Annotated in this window: 24 protein-coding genes and 2 pseudogenes; 14 read left to right on the top strand and 12 right to left on the bottom strand. The window is 61.4% G+C overall.

What is annotated here, in order from left to right:
- Positions 1-14 precede the first annotated feature (14 nt).
- From EB231_RS02750 to EB231_RS02710, 9 genes are all read left to right on the top strand, one after another.
- Complete coding sequence (locus EB231_RS02750; protein ID WP_172347484.1) at positions 15-1151, top strand: Gfo/Idh/MocA family protein; 1137 nt, start codon at positions 15-17, stop codon at positions 1149-1151.
- A complete protein-coding gene (locus EB231_RS02745; RefSeq protein ID WP_172347483.1) occupies positions 1148-2068 on the top strand; it encodes a TIM barrel protein in 921 nt (306 codons plus the stop codon). The genes EB231_RS02750 and EB231_RS02745 overlap by 4 nt, the downstream gene beginning before the upstream one ends.
- Positions 2065-2934, top strand: a complete 870-nt coding sequence (locus EB231_RS02740) for an SMP-30/gluconolactonase/LRE family protein (RefSeq protein ID WP_172347482.1) — start codon at positions 2065-2067, stop codon at positions 2932-2934. The genes EB231_RS02745 and EB231_RS02740 overlap by 4 nt, the downstream gene beginning before the upstream one ends.
- Before the next feature lie 77 nt (positions 2935-3011).
- Positions 3012-4322: a histidinol dehydrogenase gene (gene hisD / locus EB231_RS02735; protein ID WP_172347481.1), complete on the top strand. Its 1311-nt coding sequence runs from the start codon at positions 3012-3014 to the stop codon at positions 4320-4322.
- Positions 4323-4362: 40 nt separating this feature from the next.
- Positions 4363-5127 (top strand): SDR family NAD(P)-dependent oxidoreductase, encoded by a 765-nt coding sequence (locus EB231_RS02730; protein WP_172352790.1) that lies wholly within the window; start codon positions 4363-4365, stop codon positions 5125-5127.
- 174 nt (positions 5128-5301) lie between these two features.
- A complete protein-coding gene (gene iolG, locus EB231_RS02725) occupies positions 5302-6297 on the top strand; it encodes an inositol 2-dehydrogenase (RefSeq protein WP_172347480.1) in 996 nt (331 codons plus the stop codon).
- Between the two features lie 582 nt (positions 6298-6879).
- Complete coding sequence (locus tag EB231_RS02720) at positions 6880-7824, top strand: substrate-binding domain-containing protein (protein ID WP_172352789.1); 945 nt, start codon at positions 6880-6882, stop codon at positions 7822-7824.
- A 90-nt stretch (positions 7825-7914) separates the two neighbouring features.
- Positions 7915-8988 carry an ABC transporter permease gene (locus EB231_RS02715; protein WP_172347479.1) on the top strand — a complete coding sequence of 358 codons (1074 nt, stop codon included), beginning with the start codon at positions 7915-7917 and terminating at the stop codon, positions 8986-8988.
- 9 nt (positions 8989-8997) lie between these two features.
- Complete coding sequence (locus EB231_RS02710; protein ID WP_172347478.1) at positions 8998-9825, top strand: ATP-binding cassette domain-containing protein; 828 nt, start codon at positions 8998-9000, stop codon at positions 9823-9825.
- 250 nt (positions 9826-10075) lie between these two features.
- On the opposite strand, the pseudogene EB231_RS02705 reads toward EB231_RS02710, so the two are convergent.
- The 8 genes and pseudogenes from EB231_RS02705 to EB231_RS02670 all read right to left on the bottom strand — a co-directional run.
- A pseudogene (locus EB231_RS02705) lies at positions 10076-10679 on the bottom strand (tyrosine-type recombinase/integrase); the annotation flags it as partial.
- A gap of 68 nt (positions 10680-10747) precedes the next feature.
- A complete protein-coding gene (locus EB231_RS02700; RefSeq protein ID WP_172347477.1) occupies positions 10748-11287 on the bottom strand; it encodes an NADH-quinone oxidoreductase subunit B family protein in 540 nt (179 codons plus the stop codon).
- Between the two features lie 19 nt (positions 11288-11306).
- Entirely contained in the window at positions 11307-12824 is a 1518-nt protein-coding gene (locus tag EB231_RS02695; RefSeq protein WP_172347476.1) for a hydrogenase large subunit, read from the bottom strand.
- A 19-nt stretch (positions 12825-12843) separates the two neighbouring features.
- Positions 12844-14295 carry a hydrogenase 4 subunit F gene (locus EB231_RS02690; protein WP_172347475.1) on the bottom strand — a complete coding sequence of 484 codons (1452 nt, stop codon included), beginning with the start codon at positions 14293-14295 and terminating at the stop codon, positions 12844-12846.
- The gene (locus tag EB231_RS02685; protein ID WP_096448857.1) at positions 14292-14954 is read right to left on the bottom strand and encodes a hydrogenase-4 component E; all 663 of its coding nucleotides are present in this window, start codon (positions 14952-14954) and stop codon (positions 14292-14294) included. The genes EB231_RS02690 and EB231_RS02685 overlap by 4 nt, the downstream gene beginning before the upstream one ends.
- Complete coding sequence (locus EB231_RS02680) at positions 14954-15910, bottom strand: respiratory chain complex I subunit 1 family protein (RefSeq protein WP_096448855.1); 957 nt, start codon at positions 15908-15910, stop codon at positions 14954-14956. The genes EB231_RS02685 and EB231_RS02680 overlap by 1 nt, the downstream gene beginning before the upstream one ends.
- Positions 15901-17922, bottom strand: a complete 2022-nt coding sequence (gene hyfB / locus EB231_RS02675; RefSeq protein ID WP_172347474.1) for a hydrogenase 4 subunit B — start codon at positions 17920-17922, stop codon at positions 15901-15903. The genes EB231_RS02680 and hyfB overlap by 10 nt, the downstream gene beginning before the upstream one ends.
- On the bottom strand, positions 17919-18233 hold the full coding sequence (locus EB231_RS02670; RefSeq protein ID WP_172352788.1) for a helix-turn-helix domain-containing protein: 315 nt from the start codon (positions 18231-18233) through the stop codon (positions 17919-17921). Before EB231_RS02670 ends, hyfB begins: the two co-directional genes overlap by 4 nt.
- A gap of 270 nt (positions 18234-18503) precedes the next feature.
- Between EB231_RS02670 and EB231_RS02665 the strand changes: the two genes are divergently transcribed.
- The gene (locus tag EB231_RS02665; RefSeq protein ID WP_172347473.1) at positions 18504-19250 is read left to right on the top strand and encodes a fused MFS/spermidine synthase; all 747 of its coding nucleotides are present in this window, start codon (positions 18504-18506) and stop codon (positions 19248-19250) included.
- A gap of 32 nt (positions 19251-19282) precedes the next feature.
- Here the strand turns inward: EB231_RS02665 and EB231_RS02660 are convergent.
- Together EB231_RS02660 and EB231_RS02655 are read right to left on the bottom strand one after the other, a co-directional pair.
- Positions 19283-20032, bottom strand: a pseudogene (locus EB231_RS02660) (YoaK family protein); the annotation flags it as partial.
- Positions 20033-20164: 132 nt separating this feature from the next.
- Positions 20165-20437 carry a helix-turn-helix domain-containing protein gene (locus EB231_RS02655; protein WP_172347471.1) on the bottom strand — a complete coding sequence of 91 codons (273 nt, stop codon included), beginning with the start codon at positions 20435-20437 and terminating at the stop codon, positions 20165-20167.
- Positions 20438-20566: 129 nt separating this feature from the next.
- On the opposite strand from EB231_RS02655, the gene EB231_RS02650 reads away from it, so the two are divergent.
- Positions 20567-20749, top strand: a complete 183-nt coding sequence (locus EB231_RS02650) for a hypothetical protein (RefSeq protein WP_172347470.1) — start codon at positions 20567-20569, stop codon at positions 20747-20749.
- Entirely contained in the window at positions 20746-20958 is a 213-nt protein-coding gene (locus EB231_RS02645) for an alkylphosphonate utilization protein (RefSeq protein WP_056568696.1), read from the top strand. Before EB231_RS02650 ends, EB231_RS02645 begins: the two co-directional genes overlap by 4 nt.
- A gap of 243 nt (positions 20959-21201) precedes the next feature.
- Here the strand turns inward: EB231_RS02645 and EB231_RS02640 are convergent, their stop codons facing one another.
- A complete protein-coding gene (locus tag EB231_RS02640) occupies positions 21202-21681 on the bottom strand; it encodes a CGNR zinc finger domain-containing protein (protein ID WP_172347469.1) in 480 nt (159 codons plus the stop codon).
- A 66-nt stretch (positions 21682-21747) separates the two neighbouring features.
- On the opposite strand from EB231_RS02640, the gene EB231_RS02635 reads away from it, so the two are divergent.
- Positions 21748-21900: a hypothetical protein gene (locus EB231_RS02635; RefSeq protein ID WP_172347468.1), complete on the top strand. Its 153-nt coding sequence runs from the start codon at positions 21748-21750 to the stop codon at positions 21898-21900.
- 53 nt (positions 21901-21953) lie between these two features.
- Here the strand turns inward: EB231_RS02635 and EB231_RS02630 are convergent, their stop codons facing one another.
- Positions 21954-23057 carry a LacI family DNA-binding transcriptional regulator gene (locus EB231_RS02630; protein ID WP_172347467.1) on the bottom strand — a complete coding sequence of 368 codons (1104 nt, stop codon included), beginning with the start codon at positions 23055-23057 and terminating at the stop codon, positions 21954-21956.
- Between the two features lie 604 nt (positions 23058-23661).
- On the opposite strand from EB231_RS02630, the gene EB231_RS02625 reads away from it, so the two are divergent.
- Positions 23662-24624, top strand: a complete 963-nt coding sequence (locus EB231_RS02625; RefSeq protein WP_140770502.1) for a sugar-binding protein — start codon at positions 23662-23664, stop codon at positions 24622-24624.
- Positions 24625-24710 lie beyond the last annotated feature (86 nt).

Here is a 24710-nt window from a genome sequence, read left to right as displayed (position 1 = left end):
CTGGAGAAGCCAAAGTGACTGTAATCAAAGTAGGCCTTATCGGCGCAGGCTGGATGGGACGGGCCCATGCGGCCGCCTTCGAAGGTGTGCCCCGGATTTTCGGCACCGGGCCCGCGACGCTGAAGATCGTGGCGGTGGCCGACGTAAGCGAAGAGGCGGCGAAGGATTTCGCGCAGCGCTTCGGCGTCGGGTCCTTCACTACCAACTGGCGCGACATCATCAACGATCCCGACATCGACGTGGTCGACATCACGACGCCCAATGACGTCCACCCCGAGATTGCGCTCGCAGCGATAGCCGCCGGCAAGCATGTCTACTGCGAAAAGCCGATGGCCAACACGGCGCGCGAAGCGCGGGCAATGCACGAGGCCGCGCGAGATGCCGGTGTCGTGACACTGGTGGGCTTCAACTACCTGTGCAGTCCGATCCAGGCATATGCCCGGCAGCTCATCGAGACCGGTGAACTCGGCGAGATCTTCCACTTCCGCGGAACCTTCGACAACGACTACATGGTTGAGGAGAGTTTCCCGTTCACCTGGCGAACCGATGCGCAGGCCGCTGGCAGGGCAGGCGCGCTCGGCGACATGGCGAGCCACGTGCTCAGCCTCGCGCACTATCTGGTCGGCGAGGTCACCGAAGTCTGCGGCACGCGGCAGATCCTGCATGCCAGGCGCAGGGACGCGAAGGGAAACGAGCGGACCGTCGAGAATGACGACCTTGCCCATTTCCTGTGCCGTTTCAGAAACGGGGCATCGGGATACCTCGAGGCGAGCCGCATCGGCACCGGACGCAAGCTCTATCTGTCTTACGAAATACAGGGCACCAAAGGCGCCCTGCTGTTCGATCAGGAGCGGATGAACGAGCTCAATCTCTACCGGGTATCCGACAAACCGGCCGAGCGTGGCTACAAACGCATTCTCGCTGCGCCACAGCACCCGGACTATGCGGCCTTCTTCGGGCTTCAGGGCAATCCGCTTGGCTACAACGACCTGAAGATCATCGAGGCACGCCGGCTGATCGAGGCCGTCGCCTCGGGCAAACCCTGGGTCGCGGACTTCGAGTTTGGCTACGTGGTGGACCGCGTTGTCGAGGCGGTTCTGGTGTCCGCAGAGGAACACCGTTGGGTCAAGACTGAGGAGATTGCCCGATGACGGCTTCTTATCGACTGGCAAATGCCCCCTGCTCCTGGGGCGTCGATTTCGCCGACCGGCCGGAGAACCCTGCCTGGATGCGGGTTCTCGACGAGGCGGCAGCCGCGGGCTTCGCGGCGATCGACCTCGGGCCAGTGGGCTTCTTCCCGACCGATAGCGCGCGCCTCGCCGACGAACTGGCGAGCCGAAACCTGACCCTGTCCGCGGGCGGGCTCTTCGACCCGCTGACGGATCCAGGCGCCTTCGCCAATGTAGTCGACAAAACCCGGCGCACCTGCACCATACTCAGGGAACTGGCGGCGCCGCGGCTCGTCATCATCGACTGCGTGTCCGACGGGCGTGGCATGTTCGCCGGTCGTCCGGAGCAGGCGCCGCGCCTTGGCGCCGGGGACTGGAAGGCGATGATGAGCCGCATCGTCGAACTGGCGAAGATCGCGCGCGACGATTACGGCGTTACATCCTACCTGCACGCGCATGCCGGCTGCTACATCGAATACGGGGACGAGCTGGACCGCGCCATGGCCGACCTGCCTGATGATCTGGTCGGGCTCTGTGTCGACACAGGCCACTCGGCCTACGCGGGCATCGACCCGATCAGCCTGATCAGGCGCTATGAGGGCCGGGTAGGCCACATGCACCTGAAGAACATCGACAAAGGGGTGCACGCAGCCTGTGTCGCCGAAGGCATCGGCTTCTTCGACGCGATCGCCAGGGGCATTTTCTGCCCGCTGGGCAAGGGCGTCGTTGATTTCGTCGCAGTCCGCGACGCGCTCACGGACATAGGGTACAGCGGCGTGGCTGTGGTCGAGCAGGACGTGGACCCGACGGGCGATGCCTCGCCGCTCGACAACGCGCGGGAAAGCTTCACCTATCTCGCCTCGATCGGGATGGCTGCGCCGGTAGGGGCAGGGGCGTGACCGCGACCTGCGTTGTCGACTGCAGAAACACCCTCGGCGAAGGCTGCGTCTGGGACCCCCGGGATGGCCGGCTGTACTGGACCGACATCGCCGAGAGCCGGATCTACCGTCTGGATGCTGACGGCGCCGTGACCGTGTTTCCCCTGCCCGAACGCGCGGGTTTCATTCTGCCGCGCAGTCGACCGGGCTTCGTCATGGGCCTGGCGAGCCGCATCGCGATTTGCGACCCAGCTTTCCAGGTCTTCGAAACGGTCGCCCTGATCGAGGAGGACCTGCCGCAGACACGGGTCAACGACGCTGCCGTCGATCCCTTCGGCGGGGTCGTCTTCGGGACTTTCGACGAGCGCGGTCGCAAGCCCGTGGCGGCGCTTTACCGCTGCTCGCCCGAAGGCGCCATCAGCCAGCTGCTGTCCGGCGTCACGATCAGCAACGCCATCGCCTTCTCGCCGGGCGGAGATATGATGTACTTCGCCGACACGCCTGAGGGAACGATCCGGCGGTTTCACATCGGATCCCTGTCATGGGAAAACCTGACCGAGGTGGCCCCGCTGGCGGGTCCGGAGGTCGCCGCCGGGCGGCCGGACGGTGCGGTTGTCGACGCCGAAGGTGGTTACTGGAACGCCCGGGTCTGGGGAGGCTGCCTCGTTCGCATTGCCCCGGACGGAACCGTCGCCGAAACCATTGGGCTTCCCACCAAGGGACCAACCTGCGTGACGCTCGGCGGCAGAGATGGCCGGACGCTCTACGCCACAACATTGCGGGTCATGCATACTGACGACGAGCTGCGGGCAGCGCCCTTCGCGGGGGGACTCTTCGCCGCCCGGGTAAAGGTGCCGGGAGTACCCCAGCGCCTCGCCACGCTCTGATCGAGAAGCAAGGTGAGGCCAACGCATATTCAGGTGCGAGTGAGCCAGTCTTAACGACCACAGGAGAAACCCGATCCATGACCATCCGCCATCTCAAGACCGGGAAGCCTGCTGCCGACCGGGCAGAAGACGACGCCAGGGTGCGCGCCGTCGTCGAGGCTACCCTGAAGGACATCGAGGCTCGGGGCGACGCCGCGGTGCGCGAGCTGTCCGAGAGGTTCGACAGGTTCTCGCCACCGTCCTTTCTCCTGTCGCAGTCGGAAATCGAGGCCGCACTCGCGAAAGTGTCGGCGCGTGACATGGCCGACATCGAATTCGCACAGACGCAGATCCGCACTTTCGCCCAGATCCAGCGCGCGTCGATGAGGGATGTCGAGGTCGAGACCTACCCCGGTGTCATCCTCGGCCATCGCAACATTCCGGTGCAGTCGGTCGGCTGCTATGTGCCAGGAGGCAAGTTCCCCATGGTGGCTTCCGCACACATGTCGGTGCTGACCGCCTCGGTGGCCGGCGTCCCGCGTATCGTCGCAGCCGCGCCGGCGCAGAAGGGCGAGCCGCACCCGGCCATCGTTGCCGCGATGCACAAGGGCGGTGCGCATGAGATCTATGTCCTTGGCGGCATGCAGGCGATCGGCGCGATGGCGCTCGGAACCGAGACGATCAGGCCCGTCGACATGCTGGTGGGCCCGGGAAACGCCTTCGTCGCCGAAGCGAAGCGGCAGCTTTACGGACGGGTTGGCATCGACCTGTTCGCCGGCCCGACGGAAACGATGGTGGTTGCCGACGATACCGTCGATTCCGAACTCGTAGCCACCGACCTGCTGGGGCAGGCGGAGCACGGTTACAACTCGCCTGCCATCCTTGTCACGAACTCGGAGATGCTCGCCCGCGACACCCTCGCTAAGGTCGCCCGCCTGCTGAAGATATTGCCGACGGCGGAAACCGCGAGCGCTTCGTGGCGCGACTACGGGGAGGTCATCGTCTGCGACAGTTATGAGGAAATGCTCGAGGTCGCCAACGAGATCGCCTCGGAGCACGTCCAGATCATGACCGACCGCGACGACTGGTTTCTGGAGAAAATGCACTCCTATGGCGCCCTGTTCCTCGGGCCACGTACCAATGTTGCAAACGGCGACAAGGTCATTGGCACGAATCATACGCTGCCGACGAAGAAGGCCGGCCGCTACACTGGCGGCCTATGGGTGGGCAAGTTCCTTAAAACGCATTCCTACCAGAAGATCGTCACGGACCAGGCGGCCGCGGAGATCGGAGAATACTGCTCGCGCCTGTGCATGCTCGAAGGTTTCGTCGGCCACGCGGAACAGGCAAACGTTCGCGTGCGGCGCTACGGCGGCCGCAACATCGCCTATGGGACTGCGGCCGAATGAAGGTGACCGACCAGACGGTCGCAAGGAGGTCAGTTTGAGCATGTCGCTTCCCAGGACTCCGTCGTTCCGGCTGGATGGGCGAAAGGCCCTCGTGGTCGGTGCGTCCTCCGGGATCGGGCTCGCCGCGGCCATGGCCCTTGCCGAAGCCGGCGCTGCCGTTTCGCTGGCGGCGCGTCCTTCGGCGCGGCTGGACGAGGCGGCGAAGGCTATTGCCGCCGAAGGGCTGGTCGCTCAGGCCCTCGGCCTCGACGTGCAGGACGTCGAGGGGATGAGGGTGACCGTCGCAGAGAGCGGTCCCTTCGACGTTCTGGTCAATAGCGCAGGCATCGCCCGCCACGGGCGCGCTCTCGACACGACCGCCGATGATTTCGACGCCGCATTTGCCGTCAACGTCAAGGGTGCATTCTTCGTGGCACAGGCTGTCGCCAGGGGCCTGATCGCGGCCGCCAGGCCGGGCTCGATCATCACAATCTCGTCGCAGATGGCGCATGTCGGTGGAATTGATCGTGCCGTCTATTGTGCGACGAAACATGCGGTGGAGGGGTTCACCAGGTCCATGGCAATCGAGTGGGGAAGTTCCGGCATCAGGGTCAACACAATCTGCCCCACTTTCATTCGCACCGGTCTGACCGAGAAGACGTTCGCGAGCCCGGAGCGGATGAAATGGATCACGGAAAAAATCAAACTAGGCCGTATCGGCAAGGTCGAAGATATTATGGCTGCAGTGACCTACCTTGCGTCGGACGCTGCTGCCTTGGTGACAGGGTCGTCCCTTATGGTTGACGGTGGTTGGACTGCCGATTGAACGGGCGATTTAGGCATCGCACTCAGTACAGAGCGGAAGCTCTCATGTCCGACTCCTGTCGTAATCGAAATAATGATTGAAAGACGGGAGTATTGTTCTCGACCTTAAGTCGCGGAATCCGCCAGACCGTCGGTCCAGTGCGGGGTGGCGATTAGACCCAGAAGGTGCATTAACATGACGATAGGCTTCGGGATTGTAGGCGCTGGGCGCATGGGCCAAGTGCACACCGGCAATGTGCGGATGCGCACCGATGCGACTGTGCGTGCGGTTTTCGATGAATGGCGGGAGGCTGCGGAGCGGCTCTCGGGCGATGCGGCAGTGATGCGGTCCGTAGAGGAACTCGTCAGCCGCAGGGACGTCGACGTCGTTGTCGTTGCGACACCGGCGGAAACGCACGCGGCTGTCGTCGACATGGCAATCGAGGCCGGCAAGGCAATCCTCTGCGAGAAACCGTTCGAGCGTGATCTCGTCGCTGCTCGACAAAGCGCGGAACGTGTCCGGAAAAAGTCAATTGCCTGCATGCTTGCGTTTAACAGGCGGTTCGATGCGAGCTTCTCGGCCCTCCACAGGCAGCTGCAACAGGGTGAGATCGGAGCACCGGAGCTTGTCTTTCTGACCAGCCGCGATCCCGGAGTTCCGCCGCTCGACTATGTTGCCCGGTCGGGCGGGCTGTTTCGCGACATGATGGTGCATGATTTCGATGTGGCCAGATGGCTCATCGGCGAGGAGTTTGAGGAGGTCTATGCTACGGGTGCCTGCTATGCCGAGCCGGAAATCGCGGCGCTTGGCTTCGTTGATACAGCACTCGTCGTCCTGAAGTCGGTTTCGGGCGTGACCGTGACCGTCAACAATGCGATGCGAGCAACCTACGGATACGACCAGCGCGTCGAGGTGCACGGCGCCGCTGGCAAACTGGAACTGGGAAATCGATTCGATACCTCGGTTTCCAGGGCAGATGGCGACGGGATCCGCCGTGAGCCGCCCCAGGGCTTCTTCATTGAGCGCTATCGCGAAGCCTATGTCGCCGAACTCGCCTATTTCATCCAGTGCCTTGTGAAGGGAGAGCTGCCTGCTCCTGGTGCCGACGACGGGGTTCAGGCCTTGCGGTTGGGAGAGGCTGCGCAGGAGTCGTACGAAACGGGTCTGCCGGTGAAGGTTTCCCGCATCTGAGGCGGAGCTGAATGAGCAGCACCTCGCTGGGTGCCGCTGGTGCGGTTCGGCCTGCGCGTTTCCAGATTGATACAATGACAGTTGGGAGCGATCCTCCGTCGGGCGGGCAGTGTGGGGCTACAACGCGGCCAGGCGTGTTGTGACCAGTGTCTGGACGGCATCGGCTTCATTGTCACGGCTGATTGCTGCCGCCGCGCGATAGCTCTGTCTGGCGGCGGCAGCACCGGGTGGCCCGCGCCGTGCTGGCGACCGGTCACGCCGCCTAGGCTTCGCATGTCGCACGGTCAGAGGTCCAAGGGGCGCCGATTTTGTCGCGGCTGGAAGTCGACGGCGTCGATCACGGCAATTCGAGGCCCAATGCTTTCGTCGCCAGTGCCGGTGTCCGGGGTATCTTGGAGGTGTGCGATTATCGCACATAAGTGCGGTATGTTGACAGGTGTGGCGATTCCGGATAGAGACGGACTTGGGAGGGAACCAGCTTGCGGGCGCATCAAACATGCATCCCGCACGCGAAGGATCGCCATCAGTCGTGCCTTGACTGAACGTGGATGCGCCCCTGGAGGGCGTTTGGAGGAGAACAAAATGAGAAAGCTTCTGGCATCGGCCGCACTCATCATCTCGATGGCAAGTGCGGCATCTGCCGAGACCATCGCCGTATCGATGGCGCGGTTTGACGACAACTTCGGGACAGTCATCAGGAACGCAATGGTGGCCTATGCAAAGTCCATTAACGGCGTGACAATTCAGGTTGAAGACGCGCAGGGCGATGTCGCCAAGCAGCTGGACCAGATCAAGAACTTCGCTGCCAACAAGGTCGACGCAATCATCGTCCAGCCGCAGGATACGTCGGCCACCCAGGCGATGACGGATGCTGCTGCTGCGGCCGGCGTTCCGCTGGTCTATCTCAACCGCGAGCCGATCAACATCGATACCCTTCCCGCCAACCAGGCCTTGGTCGCCTCCAACGAACGCGATTCCGGCACCCTCGAGACAAAGGAAGTCTGCCGGCTCTTCAAGAAGGCCGGCAAGACCGAGGCAAGCGTTTACGTCATCATGGGCGAGCTCTCGAACCAGGCCGCTGTCCAGCGAACCCAGGATATTCTCGACGTGATCGGCGGCCCCGACTGCGGCGTCAAGATCAACATCATCGACAGGCAGACCTCGAACTGGCAGCGGGAGCAGGCGCAGAACCTGATGACCAACTGGCTCTCGACCGGCACCCCGTTCGACGGCGTGATTGCGAATAATGATGAAAGCGCCATCGGCGCGATCCAGGGGATCCGGGCGTCTGGAGCCGATGTAAAGCCCTATCTCATCGCCGGCATCGACGCCAGCCAGGATGGTATGCAGGCGATGCAGGCAGGCGATCTGGACGTGACCGTCTTCCAGGACGCCGCCGGACAGGGAAAGGGCGCTGTAGACGCGGCACTGGCCCTGGCTCACGGGAAGAAAGTCGACCGAAGGGTCTTCGTCCCGTTCCAACTGGTGACACCCGACAACATCGGCGACTACCTGAAGAAGAACTGAGCCGTCGCAACCCGGGCCTCCGCGAAAACAGTGGCCCGGATCCCGCAGTGTGAGGTGCGGGACCAATTGGACGCGGCACAGGGAATCACTATGGCGAAAAACATCCAAGGGGTCGGCAGGCTCAACTCCGATGCGTCAAAGCGGCAACGCCCGCCAGAATTCAACATCTTCATTGCCCTTGTCCTGATAGTATTTGTGTTCGAGGCGCTAGGCTGGCTCATCTATCACGACTCATTCTTGTTCAATACTCGGCCGAACGCCGCCTCAATTTTTAACACCGCCCGCCTGAGTGTCATCATCCTGCAAGTCTCGATCGTCGGCATCATCGCCATCGGCGTGACCCAGGTCATCCTCGTCGGCGGCATCGACCTCAGCTCGGGCTCGGTCGTTGGGGCAACCTCAATGATCGCCGTAAGCTTTGCGCAAGTCTTGACGGTCAACGGCCAGCTGAATCCGAAGTTGTATCTGCCGGTCGGCTGGCAGGAACTTCCGGTAATCGTGCCCATTGTCGTGGGTCTATCGTGTGGCTTGATCGCCGGACTGATCAACGGCGCGCTGGTCGCCTACACCAAGATCCCACCATTCATCGCCACCCTTGGCATGATGGTGACGGCTCGCGGCGTCGCGAAGTGGTGGTCCAGGGGCGAGCCGATCAGTTTCCCGACCGAGAGCTACGCAGCAATCGGCAAGGGTATGATGCCGGTTTTCGTTTACGTCGCTTTGGCAATTCTGTTCCACCTCGTACTGCGATACACCCTCTACGGCAAACACATATATGCCATCGGCTCCAACGAGGCGGCGGCTCGAATGTCAGGGGTCAAAGTCGACCGCCACAAAGTGGTTGTCTACACGCTCGCCGCCATCCTCGCCTCAGTTGCGGCGATCGTGGTCTCATCCAAAAATCTGACTGCCCAAGCCAGTATGGGCCTCGGGTATGAACTCGACGCCATAGCAATGGCCGTTATCGGCGGCGTCAGCTTGTCGGGCGGTCGCGGATCGATCCTCGGAACCGTGCTTGGCTCGTTGATCTTTGGCGTGATCATCTCAGGCTTCACATTCTTGAAGCTCGACGCTTACTACCAGGAGATGGTCAAGGGCGGGATCATCGTCGGGGCCGTCGTTCTCGATCAGTGGCGCCAGCGCCGCGCCTCTGCCCGTCTGTAGGAGGATTTGATGAGCGACATTCAGGCAACACTTTCCGGCAAGGACGCTCCACATTCAAAGGCGCCGTTCAGCGAGGTAATCCTTAGGACCGAGGGGCTGACCAAGCACTATGGCGGTGTTCACGCGCTGATCGATTGCAACTTTGAGATCCGCAAGGGCGAGCACGTCGCGATCATGGGCGATAATGGCGCCGGGAAATCCACCTTTGTTCGTCAGATCACAGCGGTCGAGCAGCGAACCTCCGGCAAGGTCTGGTTCTGCGGTAAGGAGGTGGATTTCCAAGGTCCGCTTGAGGCGCGCGAGGCAGGCATCGAAACGGTCTTTCAAAGTCTCGCCCTTGCTGACCATTTGGATGTTCCCGACAACATTTTTCTCGGCCGTGAAATGATCCGCTTCAATCTCGGACTGTTCTCGATCCTCGACTACAAGGCGATGCGGGAGGCGACCGTTGCTGCCTTGAAAAAGACTGGCGTGAAGATTCCGAACATCGCGAACACGATCCAGAATATGTCCGGCGGCCAGCGTCAGTGTGTGGCGATCGCGCGGACCGCCACCTTCCATTCCAAGCTTACAATCATGGACGAACCCACAGCCGCCCTCGGCGTACAGGAGACCATGCAGGTCGAGAATATTGTCCGCGCGCTCAAGGAGGCGGGTGAGCCCCTGATCCTGATCAGCCACAATATGCGCCAAGTGATGGACCTATGCGATCGCATCGTCGTCTGGCGGCGCGGCCGCATATGCGCCAACTTGAAAAAGGAGGAAACTGACGGCCAGGACGTTGTCGCCTATATCACCGGCGCCAAGACCCATCCCGAATACGCGAGCGCTGCGTGATCTTCGTCGTCCGCGACTCCGTACGGCGCTGGCCCAACCAGTCAGACAGAGAGGATTTGCTTGCACCTCTATTAGGCCTCTGCGAAGCCTTTACCGATCGCGATGCCGATAGCATGAATTATCAGTTCCCGTTACCAGGAAATCCGAGTGCCTGATAGCAGATGCCGTCCCAATCCGGATTGACTTTAGCTGAGTAGCCGGACGACTTTCGACGGACACGTCATGGGACCATCCGCTCGGTAGACTCCACAGCCGCCGTCAAGAATTTCCGCATTGCATCCTTACGCGCTGTGATCCAGCGCATAATTTGCGCGCTCGAACTTCACTCCATCAAGCAAGGCCTGAATGTAGCTAGCGACTGTATCGCCTGCCATTACGAGCGCGGTGTCTACTGTGTGAATGTAGCGACTCGTGATCGTTCCACGAGAATGTCCCACCAAGGCAGCTATCGTCGACTCGGTAAACCCGAGATCGTTTGCAACGCTCGCGAAGCTGTGACGAAGCACGTGCGGTGTAACGCTCTCAAGTGGTGTGTCTTTGACGAGCTTTTCCCACTGCGGCTCGTCAGCGGCGTCTGCGAGAATCTTGCCCAACACCCGATACTCACGCTCGGTCAGACGACGGTCTCGAACGCGATCCTTTGGTTTGCGAAAGCCATGAACCGGATTCTTTTCGATGATCCCGTCCCGTATGGCGTACGTGAAGATTCCGCCGAGAAGACCTACACCGCGCGAGCCTGTGCCAATACCTCCGCGCACGATCGCTCGCCCTCGCTTTTTCGTTTTGACGTCGGCTCGGGTCTTGCCGTTGGCAACGTCGCGCAGAAACTTGGCAACATCTGCCGACGTGATCTCGGTCGGGATGCCATTTCAGGTCTGGAGCTTTTGCTGCCTGGTGGCGGAAGAGCCCTCCACATCGATAGTCAACTTCGGGCAACGGCGGCCTTTGAATTCACGCCCTCAAGCAAGGCGAGCAGGCCCTTCAGAATTTCGATGGGCGGTGGCGGGCAGCCTGGAATGTGCAGATCGACAGGCAACGCCTCCGACACTCCGCCCACCACGGCGTAGCTGCCGGCGAAACAGCCGCCGTTCTGGGCACAATCGCCGAGCGCGACCACCCATTTGGGGTTGGGAGTTGCGTCATAGGTCCGCTGCAATGCCTCGCGCATGTTCTTGGTCACCGGCCCGGTGACAAGCAGGACATCGGCATGGCGCGGCGATGCGACGAACCGGATTCCAAAACGCTCGATATCGTAGAAAGCGTTGTTGAGCGCGTGCATCTCGAGTTCGCAGCCGTTGCAGGAACCGGCATCGACTGCCCGGATCGACAGGCTTCGCCCCAATCTTCGATGAGCAACCCCGTTGAGGGCGCGTGCGAGTTCGTCAACCGCCGCGTCGCTCACTCGCGGCGGACGCTCGGTCAGCGGCGGGCGTATCAGGCTTTCGAAGAGGAGCTTGCGCATGATGGCTTGCCTTGGACCCTTAGAGGTCGTGTCCCGAATACGAGCAGTTGAACGATTTGTTGCATAGCGGGAAGTCGGCGACGATGTTGCCTTCGATGGCCGCTTCCAGCAGCGGCCATTGAAACCATGACGGATCGCGCAGGTGACAGCGCTCGACCAGGCCGCTTTCACCAATGCGCAGCCAGGCCAGAATGTCGCCCCGGAAACCCTCGACGAGCGCCATGCCTTCATGCGGGCCGCCTGTCCGTGCAAAGTCGACACGGATCGGTCCGCCCGGCAGCTGGCGCAGGATTTGCTCGACCAGGGACAAGCTCTGTTCGACCTCGTGAATGCGAATCCAGACACGGGCGTTCACGTCGCCTTCCTGGAGGAGAGGCACATTGAAGTTGAGCGCGTCATAGGGAGGATAGGCCAGACTGCGTCGCGCATCGAATTCTTGGCCGGAGGCCCGGCCGACATACCCTCCGGCGCGGTATTGTCGAGCGAGCTCCACCTTCAGCCGCCCAGTTGCGACCGTCCGATCCTGCAGCGACGCGGTGTTGTCGTAGAGTTCCACAAGCGCCGGAAACCGCTGCCTGATCTCCGCGATCAGGGACCAGATCGCTGTCGTCCCCTCGTCGTTCAGGTAGGTCGACGCTCCTCCGGGCACGACGCGGTCGCGCATCAAACGATGGCCGAAGGCGGCATCGCTTGCCCGCAATACGCGCTCGCGCAGCACGCCGCAGTGGGCATGCATGAGTGCGAAGGCGGCGTCGTTGCAGATGGCGCCGATGTCGCCCAGATGGTTGGCCACACGCTCCAGCTCGGCCATGAGCGCTCGCAGCCAGACCGCGCGCGGAGGAACCTCGATACCCAGGGCCGCTTCGACCGCGCGGGAAAAAGCAAGGGCGTATGCCACGGTACTGTCGCCAGAGGTTCTGCCCGCCAGCTTGGCGGCATGGTCGATGTCGGACCCCGCCATCAAGCCCTCTATGCCCTTGTGCGTGTACCCCAGGCGTTCCTCCAGCCGGACGACCGTTTCGCCGCTCGCTGTAAATCGAAAATGCCCTGGCTCGATGATGCCGGCATGCACGGGCCCGACCGGGATCTGATGCAGGCTTTCCCCCTCGGCAGGCAGGAATTGGTAGGGGGGCGCCGCCGCAACAGAAGTCCGGACGCGGGCACTCAACGGAAAGCTGATGCCCCAGTGGCCATGGTCAAGCCACCGTCGTGTATCGGGCGCGCCCTGTGGCAAGAGCCCGAATAGGTCCGCCGCCGCACGTTCAAGGCGCAATGCGGGCGGGTGCAGCAGGCCGACCGACGGGTAGCGGCCATCCGGACACAGCAGGCTGACAACGCCGATGTCCCCGGCGGTCTCGTCGAACAGTGCCATGTGGACGGTGCCTGGCTCGCCCCAAAAACCGAGCAGGCTCCAGTGGCCCTCGGCCAGTTGCCCGACGGCAAAGCTCCATTCTTTCGAAGTCACCACCGCGCGCGACCAGGGGAAATGGTTGTCGACACCCTTGCCGGCAAGGATGAGGTCGCTCAGTGCGGGCATGTCTTTTCTCCCGTCCGCTTCATCCCAGAAGGTTGGCGACATGCTGGAACCATATGACCAGCGGTGGTGGCAGATAGATGCCGGCGGCAAACACAAGCGCCAGGTGGGAATACATCGGAACGTAGGACGCCTCGGCGGGCGCGGTGCTGCCTCGCGGTTCGCCGAAAGCAACGCCGGTCAACCGAAGCAGCAGGGCGCCGAAAGCGAGCAGAATCCCGAACACCAGAGGAATCGCCAGAAGGGGGTGCCTTGCGAATGTCGAACTCACGACCAGGAATTCGCTCATGAAGATGCCGAGCGGAGGCAGGCCTGCAATGGCAACGACGCCGATGACGAGCGCCCAGCCAAGCCCCGGATGCGTTTCCGTCAGCCCCCGGATCTCGGCAATGTTCTGTGTTCCCTTGATCTGGGCGATGTGGCCGACCGTGAAAAAGATCGCCGACTTGGTCAGGCTGTGCATGACCATGTGCAGCAGTCCGGCAAAATTGGCGAGCGGGCCACCCATGCCGAAAGCGAACACGATGATGCCCATGTGCTCGATGGAGGAGTATGCGAACAGACGTTTGATGTCGCGGCGGCGGTAGAGCATGAAGGCCGCGAAGATGAGGGAGGTGAGCCCCATCGTGATCATCAGTGGCCCAGGCGCGATCGCGTCCGGGCTGGCCGCGAGCAGCAGCTTGAAGCGAAGCACCGCATAGAGCGCGACGTTGAGGAGCAGTCCCGACAACACCGCTGAAATCGGCGTCGGGCCTTCCGCGTGCGCATCGGGCAGCCAGGCATGCAAAGGCGCAAGACCAACCTTCGTCCCATAGCCGAGCAGCAGGAAGACGAAGGCGACGTTGAGCAACGCCGGGTCGAAGCGCGCCGCGTGCTCGATAAGCACTGTCCAGACCATGGCATTCGTGCCTTCGCCGACAATCGGCTGCGCGGCCATGTAGACGAGGATGGTGCCGAAGAGGGCAAGCGCTATGCCGACACTGCCGAGTATGAAATACTTCCAGGCCGCCTCCAGCGCCTCGTGCGTGCGGTAGATGCCGACCATGAGCACGGTGGTCAGCGTGGCAAGTTCCACCGCCACCCACATCAAGCCGATATTGTTCGACACGAACGCCAGATTCATGCCGAACATCATGATCTGGTACATTGCGTGATAAAATCGCAAATTCGTCGCCGTCAGCCGTCCCGTATCCAGTTCGTGCGCAATGTAGGAGGCGCTGAACACACTGGTCGTGAAGCCGACGAACGTGTTGAGCACGATGAAAACGATATTGAGATCGTCGATGAGCAGGTATTGACCGGGCGGTGGCCGAACCGTGACGAAAAGCGATATTGCGGCGAGCAAGGTCAGCAAGCTCGCGGCGACATTGAGGCCAGCCGCCAGCCGATAATTCGGCAGCGCCGCCAGAAGCGCGGCCGCGACGACTGGTATCAGCAAAATGGCGGCCACCGCATCGAGGGAAAACGCGGTCAACGATGTTCTCCCCTGTAGTCGTCGAGCGCGCCGACATCGACCGAGTCGAACCTCTCGCGGATGCGGAACAGGAAGACACCGATGACGATGAAGGCGATGAGGATCGAGAAGGCGACACTGATCTCGACGACCAGCGGCATGCCCTTGGCCCCCGTGGCGGCAAGGACCAGGCCGTTCTCGAGCGACATGAATCCCACCACCTGGCTGACGGCATTCCGCCGGGTGACCATCACCAGGAGTCCCAGCAGTATTATGGACAGCGCGAAGGCCAGGTCCTCGCGGGCGAGGGGGGCGGCGTAGGGGGTGACCCTCAGCATCAGGACCATGGACAGGGTCACCAGCCCTATTCCCGCGAGCATGGTCGAACCGATCCCGACCGCCGTTTCTATATCGCGATGGATGCCGAGCCGCTGAATGATGCGATGAAGCCCGACGGGAATGATGATCGCCTTGAAAATGAGGGCAATCGCCGCCGTGACGTAGAGATGATGCGCGTCCTGTATGTAGGCCTGCCAAGCCACCGACAGGGCGAGGACGATGGCATGAACCGCAAAAACGTTGATCAGTGCAAAGAGGCGATCCTGGTACAGCATCATGAAACTGACCAGCACCAGGCCACCGGCCAGCAGATGAGCGATGTCGAAGGTGAGGCCGTTCATCAGAGGCTCCTCGAGACGAACCGCAGGAGCGTGGCAAGCAGGGCCAGCATGAGCGCTGCCCCGAGGAAATCCGGGACGCGGAAGACACGCATCTTGGCGATGGCAGTCTCGAACAAGGCGAGGAGAACGCCGCTCGCGGCAAGCTTGCAGATGTAGAAAATGACGCCCAGAACATAGGCCCAGGGCCCGGCCCCGGTGGTCACGAGCCCCCAGGGAACGAAGACACAGGAAATCAGCGAGACGTAGAGCAGAAGCTTCAGGAAGGCCGCGAAATCGATCATCGCCAGATGGCGACCGGAATATTCCAGGACCATCGCCTCGTGGATCATGGTCAGCTCCAGATGCGTCGCCGGGTTGTCCACCGGTACACGGGCATTTTCCGCGATTGCCACCATGACGAGAGCGATCAGTGACATTCCGAGCGATACCCGCAGGCCAACCTGCGGCGAGCCCATGAAAGCCGCCACCGTGGACAGTTGCGTCGCTCCGGCAACGAGTGCCAGGCTGAACACGATCAGGAGCATGGCGGGCTCGGCCAGGGACGCGATCATCACCTCGCGGCTGGCGCCGATGCCGCCAAAGCTCGTGCCGACGTCCATCGCCGCCAGCGCAAGGAAGAACCGTGCGCTTCCAAGCAGCGCCACGATCGCTATGAGATCGGCGGTCCAACTGAACTCGAGACCGGTGGCGAATGTCGGTATGAGCGCGGCGGCGACCCAGGTGAAGGCGAAGATCAGGTAGGGTATGACGCGAAACAGCCAGGATGCATTGTCGGCCAGAACGACCTCCTTGCGCATGAGCCGCAAGAGATCGCGATAGGGCTGGATGAGAGGAGGGCCCTGGCGCCGCAACAGCCTTGCCTTCACCTTGCGGACGAAGCCGGTCAGGAGCGGTGCCAGCAAAAGCACCAGCAACATCTGCGCGCCCTGAACGGCCAACTCAAGGATCAGGGCCATAGTGCGAGCACCAAAAGCAGGACAATGAGAAAGAGAAATACAAGGGTCAGGTAGCGCCTGATCGTCAGGAACTGCAGATGGTTCAGGTGGTCGGTCGCAAAGTCGAGGGCCTTGCCTATGGGCAGATACAGCGTCTCCCAGATCACGTCATGGATTTCCAGATTGAAGCGGGCCGGACCGGTATCGCCGGGTGTCGGCATTTCGACCCTTTCAGTCGCGCGGAACACGAATGTGCCGAAGACCCGGCGGATAGGCTGTGCGAAGCTGACGCTCGTGTACTGCGAGCCCGGGACGGCATCGGCGAAGCCACAACCCCAGGCGGGACCGCGACGGAGTGCGTGCGAGGCGAAGCGATGGATGACATAGACCGCGGCGGATGCGGAAATGGCGATGAATACAAACACCAGCAGGCCGTTGTAGGAACTGCGGCTCTCGGCGATTGGCGCGATCGAAAACCAAGGTTGCGCCATCTGCACCGGCATGCGGCTGCCGATGAGCGAAAGCGTCACGGGGGAAAGGCCATCTATGACAAAGCCCGGCAGAATGCCGGCAAGCAGACAGAGCGCGGCAAGGATGAACATTGCCGCCAACGAGTAGCGGTCGGCTTCGTGCGCTTGTTCCACCGCCGAGGTCCGTGGTCGGCCCAGAAACGTAATTCCGAAGGCCTTTACGAAGCAGGCCGCGGCCAGCGCCGCCGACAGCGCCAGCAGGCCGCCGACCGCGGGCACCATCACCTTCAGGGCCCATTGCGGCAGATCCGGGCTTTGCAAGACAGCCTGGAAAGCCAGCCATTCGGAGACGAAGCCGTTGAAGGGCGGAAGCGAGGAGATCGCCACGCAGCCAACGAGAAAGACGAAGCTGGTCTGCGGCATCTTATGGATAAGGCCGCCCAGCTTCTCCATGTCCCGTTCGCCGGTTGCGGTGAGCACGGCGCCGGCGCCGAAGAAAAGCAGGCTTTTGAAGAATGAATGGTTGAGAGCGTGGAACAGCGCGGCGGTAAGCGCCAGCGCGGCGGCTGATGGCATGGCGTTCGCCTTGAAGGCGAGCGCGAGACCAAGGCTTACGAAGATGACGCCGATGTTTTCGATGGTGCTGTAGGCAAGCAGCCGCTTGAGGTCCTTTTCCATCAACGCGTAAAGGATTCCCAAGACAGCGGTGAGTCCTCCGAAGAAAAGGACGATGATGCTCGACCACCATGTCGGTTCACCGAGCAGGTCGAAGATAACGCGGATGAAGCCATACACGGCGACCTTGGTCATGACGCCGCTCATGAGTGCTGAGACATGGCTTGGCGCGGCCGGATGAGCGAGTGGAAGCCAAACGTGTAGCGGAACGAGACCAGCCTTGGAGCCGGCGCCGAGCAACATGAGAGCTAGGACGAAAGTGGCGACGAGCGGGGTGGCCCCCGCGGCACGCATCGCTTCGAACGTGTAGTTTCCGCCCGGCCCGGACAACAAGCCGAACGCAAGCAGCAGCGCGAGCGTGCCGAAACTCGCCATCACGAGATAAATGTAACCGGCCCGTGCATTTTCCCGTTCGCGATGGTGGACGATGACCAGCGCCCAGGAAGAGAGCGACATGAATTCCCAGGAGAACAGGAAGATGAAGGCGTCGTCCGCGAGCACGACCAGATTCATTCCGGCGAGGAAGGCGGGGAAGAACGGCAGCACCCTGTGCGGCGAGGGCTCGTGGCTGCCATGGCCGAGACCGTAAAGGCTGGCCATGGCGCCGCCGAAATTGATGACGACGAGGAAGAAAGTCGAGAGCGCATCCAGGCGGAAATGAGCCCCAATCCAGGGCAGCCCGAGCGGCAATACGGCAGTCGACGGCGTGAGGGGGTCTTCGAGAATGCGGCCAGCGAGGACCAAGAGCGCGGCGACCGAAACACAGAGCGTCAAGCCGTAGACAAGGCGTGTTCCCGAGCCCGGTGTGCGGCTCAACGCAATCGCAAGCACCGCTGTCCCCAGGAGCGATGCAACGCCCCATAGGAGGACCGCGGCGTCCGAAGTCACGCCACGCTCCTCGCAGTGAATTTGGTGCCTGCATCGACACCGCCCAGCACTTTGGCGGGGTCGAAATCCGCTTTAAGCCGCACGCCACGTCCACCGATCTGGCTGGAGGCGCCCTCGGCGATTAGCTCGACGCCCGCAAGGTCAAGGGCCCCAATCAACTTCATCAGGGAATCGACGTTGCCCCGGATAATCGACTCGCTGGCTTCCATGCGCTGAATGGTCGGCACCGACAGGCCGGACAATTCGGCCAGCCTGCGCTGGTCAACGCCGAGGAGCGCCCTCGCGGCACGCAACTGTGGAGCAGTTATCACGGGTTGCATCTCTCATTGTTAGCTTTGAGATATTGTCCCTGCGGGTTGCAGCATATATTAAAATGCGGTGCATTCAATAAATGATGCGTGACACATCTATCTCTGCGCCATGGGAAACCGCGCGACAGGAGCCGGGATTGGGCGCTCCCCGGTGCCCGGCAAATGCAAAACGGGCCTGCCATGACGGAGGCCGCGAAACGCCTTGGCGAAAGGCCGTTCGAGAGACGAGTTGAGCGGCGGACTTAGGAGTTTGGCTGTGGTGACCAGGTCATGATCCGGGTTGCGAAATATCATACCGATTTCGGCAACATCGAGGTTCTGCGGGCCAAGGACTCCGGTTCGTTCATCTATCGCCAAGGTGGCTGCTATCAAAGCGAGTGCGATCCGAATGGCGTCAGCGTCGTGCCCTATATACACGCCATCTTTGGTCTCCTCGCACAGGCGCGGGTGTCCGATGTCCTGATGATCGGTTGTGGCGGTGGCAGCCTGGGCACGATGCTGGATAGGGCTGGTGTGCGTGTTACGGTCGTCGACATCAATCCAAAGGCTTTCCAGATCGCCCGGAAATACTTTGGGTTACCTTATGGGGTTCACTGCTGCATCTCCGACGGGCGGGATTTTTTGCGCGCCGGCCGTCACCGCTACGATGCTATCGTTCTGGACGCATATTCCGGGCGGCGCATCCCGGATCACCTGTGCGCCGAGACATTCTTCGGCTTAGCGCAGACGCGTCTCAAGAATTCTTCCGGTATTCTGATCGGCAACGTTCATGCCCGTCACGACCTCGACATCATGCCGGATCGCGTTGCCGTAAAGTTCGCCAATATCTGGGCGGATGTCAGACTGCTCGATATCCGCGGCGCTCAGGATCGCAACGCACTCGTCATGGCAGGCAAGGTACGGGATCTCGTCCAACCGGTGATGCTGATGCCGCCGTCGGTCGGAGCCGAGGAGATCGAACGGGAGCTTGGCCTCCTGGCGTTCAGGCCTTGGCATGTGCCACGACGAACCGCCTAGAGCGTCAAAGCCCTGTCGAGCTACTGCCAGAGCCGCTTCATGCGGATGGACACATCTTCCAGGACTGGCATGGAGGCCAGCACAAGGAGAATGGCGGCGAGAAACAATGTCGCCGCAAAGCCGATGTGTTTGAAACCCACAGCGCCGATGACGCCGCCGATAAAGAACAATGCCACGAGCGAAGCAAGCAGTCTCAGCTTTCTCCGGTCTGCTTTCACGAACAGTCTGTCCGAGTCATTGCCTGAGATGTTCCAGTAAAGCAGCTTGCCGAGTTCGATGCCCATATCCGTCACCAGGCCCGTGACATGCGTCGTCCGGATTCTGGCTTCCGATAGCTTGGTGATGATGGCGTTCTGCAACCCCATGATGAAACAAAGCAGCATCACCGTCATTGGCACGAACAGCGCTTCATGACGCGCAAGATGGCCGCCGAGCAGACCGAAACAGATCAGCAGGATAGCTTCCAGGACAAGCGGGAATGCGTATTCGCCCTGTAGGCCCTGCCGCCTTCCCCAGTTGACCAGGATAGCCGAACAGGCGGCGCCTGTGACAAACGACAACAAGGCCCCCAACCCGGAAAGCGCCAGTCCGACATCGCCGAGTGCCAGATGGTCCGCCATCGACGAAACGATGCCGGACATGTGGGACGTGTACTGCTGAACCGCCAGGAAGCCGCCAGCGTTGGCGGCTCCCGCGATGAACGTCAGGAAACGGGCGAGATGCCGATCGGATCTTTCGCTTCGTTCCTTTCCGGTCAGCCGACGCAGATACAGGATCATGATCGAACCTTGTCTTTCCATGCGGAAAAGCAGGACCGCAAGCTGATGTGGCGGGAAAGGCTCATTGAATGTTTCTGGAGAAGGAAAGACAAAGGGGCGGTGAATGCGTGGCGTCGACGCTGTGCTTTGTAGGGCCTAGTTTGGCTTGCCCGGCGGTATGTCCGGATGGCGGAACCTGACACCACGGCCGCCATCGTCGCTACGCACATGTTCGCTGAGAAGCTCGACGCCAGCGCGGTTGAGCGCGTTGATCACCTTCATCAAGCTATCGACAACGCCTCGCACATTGCCTTGGCTGGCTTCCATTCGTTGGATCGTCGGCAGCGAGACGCTCGCCATTTCCGCCAGGGTTTTCTGGTCGATGTTGAGAAGGGCGCGGGCAGCACGAAGCTGGGAAGCCGTGATCATGGGGGCATCAGCGTCTGAATATGAGAAATGATATCCATAATGGTATCATTGACGTATTAAACATCAATACAAAGCGAAAAATATTAATCGGCCCTTGGCACGACGGGGCTCGGCAATTATCGTATCCGCATGACTCAGCGCTACGAACCTTTTCAGGAGCCGACCGGCACCTGGACCGTCAACGATGCTTGGACCGGACGGCCCGCCGAGATGGGCAGCCGAACCATCGTTGGAATGAACCAGCACGATGCCGAGGAACTCGCCGATCTCCTCAACGGATTGAATGCACAAAGGCAGGAAGCGAAATCATGAAGGTCAAGGACAGCAACGGCACTCCGCTGAGCGAAGGAGATTCCGTCACGCTCATCAAGGATCTCAAGGTCAAGGGAACGTCCGTCACCCTGAAACGGGGAACGCTGATCAAGAACATCCATCTCACGGGCAACGAGGATGAGGTCGAGTGTCGGGCCGAGAAGGTCAAGAACCTGGTTCTGCGGACAGAGTTCCTGAAAAAGGCGTAGGGAGCGGAGACGCATTCGTACGTTGCAGGGTTGCCGATGCAGGTCTGGAGTGAGGTCCATCCTAAAGTCCTGCTGATTACCGGCCGCTATCCCGCATTCGATGCATTCGGCATTCGGCTTGGCTGAACCTTGGCTCCGTTTCGTGGGTGCGTATGCGCCACAGGGAACGCGCGCGTGATGACAAGGTTTCGAAAACCACGCGCTGCGCTTTGACGACCGGCACCGCGTCCGTTTTCCAAGGAGCTAGAAGGGCGTCGAATTTTGTGCCTTGGCACGAAAATTGGCGACATGGGCGCGGTTGCCGCAGGTCTTGACGTCGCAATAGACCTTCGAGGCATTCCGTGTCGTGTCGACAAAGACGTTGCCGCAGGTCTCGGCCTTGCAGGTCTTCAGCCGTCCAGCTTCGCCATGGATGATCAGCGACATGATCGACATGGCGGTGTTGGATCGGATGCGCTCATCGAAGGAGAAATCGTCGTAGTAGTGGATGTGCCACCCAGACCCGCCATGGTTCATGATGCGTGGCGAAAATCGTGTCTTCTCGAGCACGGCGTTGGAGAAGTTGGCGAGCTCGTCTTGCGGCATCGAGAAGATGACGCGGAATTCCTTGGCGATCTCATGCAGCCTGTCCCGGTCGCGCTCGGTGATGTCGCGCTCGGTGATGGCGCGCGGATAAGTCATCCCGTAGCGATCGATCAAATCGTTGATCCAGGAGACGCTCACCTTCCGGCGTCTCGCCGGCGAAACAGCGACATATTCATTGAAGAGATTGCGTCTCGGGTTGATCGAATGACGGTGCAGGAAATTCGCTTCGCGCTTGGTGAAGCAAAAACCAATCTGCGCATTCTTGCCGAAATCGTGAGTTTGCTACGGTATCCCGTGCCAAAGGCCGATGCCGATTTCAATGAAGAAATGGCGTCTCGGATACGCTCGCGCATGTAGCATTGGCCTTCCGCTTTGCCCCGTCGGCCCAAGCGAAACGTTCGCGCATATCGCTAACTCCCCGCCACCGCCCGCACGCTCTCCCGCTCCACCAGCGGGCACTCCAGCTTGGTGATGGGATAGCGCCCCTGCCCGGGGGGCAAGGGTGCTTCCAGCTGTTCGATCGCCCACTGGCCCATCGCCATGTGCGGCAGGATCGATGTGGTCAGCGGCGGGAAAAGGTGCCGGGCGATTTCCTCGTCGTCGTAGCCGACCACGGAAATATCCCCGGGAATGTGCAGGCCAGCTTCCTTCAGCGCCTCGTAGCAGCCGATCGCGGTGCGGTCGTTCTGGCAGAAGATGGCAGTCGGGCGGTCCTTCAGCGCCAAAAGTTTCACCGTTGCGGCATAACCGGCGCTTGCCGACCAGTCGCCCTCGACCACCAGCTCCGGGTCGAACGGGATGTCGGCGGTGGCGAGCGCGCGGCGGTAGCCCTTCAGCCGGTCCTGTGCGGCCTGCATCCACGGCTCACCGGTGATGGTGGCGATGCGGCGGTGGCCATGGCTGATCAGATGCCGGGTCGAGCTCTGGCCGCCGGCGATCTCGGAAGGCACCACGGCGGGGAAGGCATAGTCCGACGTGTAGCAGTTGAGCAGGATCACCGGGATATCGAGGCTGTAGAGGTAGTCGGGCGCGGTGATCTCACGGGTGAAGATGGTCATGTAAATCAGCGCCGAAATGCCCCGCCTGGTCAGCGCCTGTATGGCGCGCGGTTCCATCACGGCGTCGCCCATGGTCTGTGCCACCAGCAGCACGTTGCCGGCATTCCACGAGGCCTGGCGCGCGCCCTCGATGGCGACCACCGCCTCCGGGCTGGTGGCGAGCTGGTCGACGGCAAAGCCGATCACCCCGTCAAGCCCGTCGAAGGCGGCAACAGGCTTGCGCAGTGCCGAAAAAGCGGGGGCGCTGTAGCCCAGCGCCCGGGCGGCCTCGATCACCCGCTCGCGGGTTTGCTGCGACAGCCTGATACCGGGTGAATTATTGAGCACGAAGGAAACGGTCGCCTGCGAACAGCCGGCGGCCCTGGCAATGTCGGTCATGGTGACCCGCCCCTTGGGCTTTGCCGGCGCCTTGCGGCGTCTCGCCGTCTCGCTGACCGGATCCGTCGTCTCGCTCATTGGTGTCCCCAATCCCCAGTCCTGTCTAGCGGCAGCCTGCCTGGCCGACAAGACGGCGCTGCAGTGTCGATTTATAGAAATCGTCACGATGGTTATATCTATTAGTAGCCGCGTGGTCCATCGGTCATCAGGTTCCGGCTATCCGGGGAAAGCTAGGGTTGTAAGGCTTATGCCGCCATGTCGCCCAGGGTGTAGGCTCGCGGCACGTCGTCTGGAATGTCGATGAGGCGTACCGAATGTTAGCTCAAAACTAATAGTATTTACTAATACAAAAATGCGCTGTAACGTCAATCCGTCGCGTCCGGCCCCGTTGGGTTCCGGCGCGGCGGAAAAGCGTGCGTGACTGGCCCGATGGCGAGCGGACATTGCCTCCGCAACCCCTGTCTCGGACATGTGATATGTCAGACAAATCGGACTATTTACGAATGATGGATGAGTCTCTAAAGTCCGTTGTCGTGGCTGGAACGACGCCATTCTCGTGAGTGCCGGGAACCCCTGAGGAGGAGGGGCGTCCAAGCCGCAAACGGCAAATTCAGGTGAGCAATGCAATTCTAGTGAGCAAGACCGGTCAGCCGAATGGCTGGACCAAAACGGGAGGTTGAACATGAAATCCTTGATACGCAATGCATCCGTGGCCGCCGCGGCCCTGGTTGTCGGCCTGACGGCGACAGCCATCGCGCGCGCCGACGACAAGCCGACGCTGGCCTTCGTCGTCAACGGCGCTTCCGATTTCTGGAAAGCGGCCGAAGCCGGCGTCAAGAAGGCGCAAGGCGAACTGCCCGACTACACGCTTGAGCTGAAATATCCCGAGCAGTCCTCGGTCGCCATCCAGCAGCGCCTGATGGACGATCTGGTGACGGCCGGCGTCAAGGGCATCATGGTTTCGGCGGTTGACCCCAAGACCTCGACCGATGGCTTGAACAAGATCGCCTCGCAAACAGCGCTGTTCACCACCGACAGCGACGCTCCGCAGACCAAGCGTGTCGCCTATATCGGCTCGTCCAACGTCGACGCCGGCAAGCAGGCCGCCGATATCGCCAAGAAGGCGATGCCCAATGGCGGCAAGTGCCTCGGCTTCGTCGGCCTGCTCGGTGCCGACAATGCCAAGGAACGCATCCAGGGCTTCAAGGATGGGCTGGCCGGCACCAAGATCACGCTTGACGACGTGCGTGGCGACGATATCGACCAGGCCCGCGCCAAGAAGAATGTCGAGGACGCGCTGGTCGCCAGCCCCGACGTGACCTGCATGGTCGGGTTCTATTCCTACAACACGCCGCGCATCTATGAAGCGCTGCGCGACGCCGGCAAGCTCGGCCAGATCACGGTCGTCGGTTTCGATGACGATCCGATCACGCTGGGCGGCGTCAAGGAAGGCACCATTGCCGCCACCGTCGTGCAGCAGCCTTTCGAATGGGCCTATCAGGGCATGAAGCTGATGGCGGCCTATCTCAAGGGCGACAAGTCGGGCATCCCGGCCAATGCGCTGATCATCATCCCGACCAAGATCATCGGCAAGGATGATGTCGACGCCTATGCCGCCAACCTGAAGGCGATGGCTGGAAACTAAGGCCAGGAAGCAGTTCGGCCGGCTCAGCTTCGCTTGAGCCGGCCGCCCGCATTGACGAACCCGGCCGGGATCGTCAGTCTGCTGAG

Source organism: Mesorhizobium sp. NZP2298 (assembly GCF_013170825.1).
In the GTDB taxonomy this organism is placed as follows: Bacteria; Pseudomonadota; Alphaproteobacteria; order Rhizobiales; family Rhizobiaceae; genus Mesorhizobium.
Note: the sequence above shows the minus strand (reverse complement) of the source record. Positions and strands in the feature narration are given on the sequence as shown.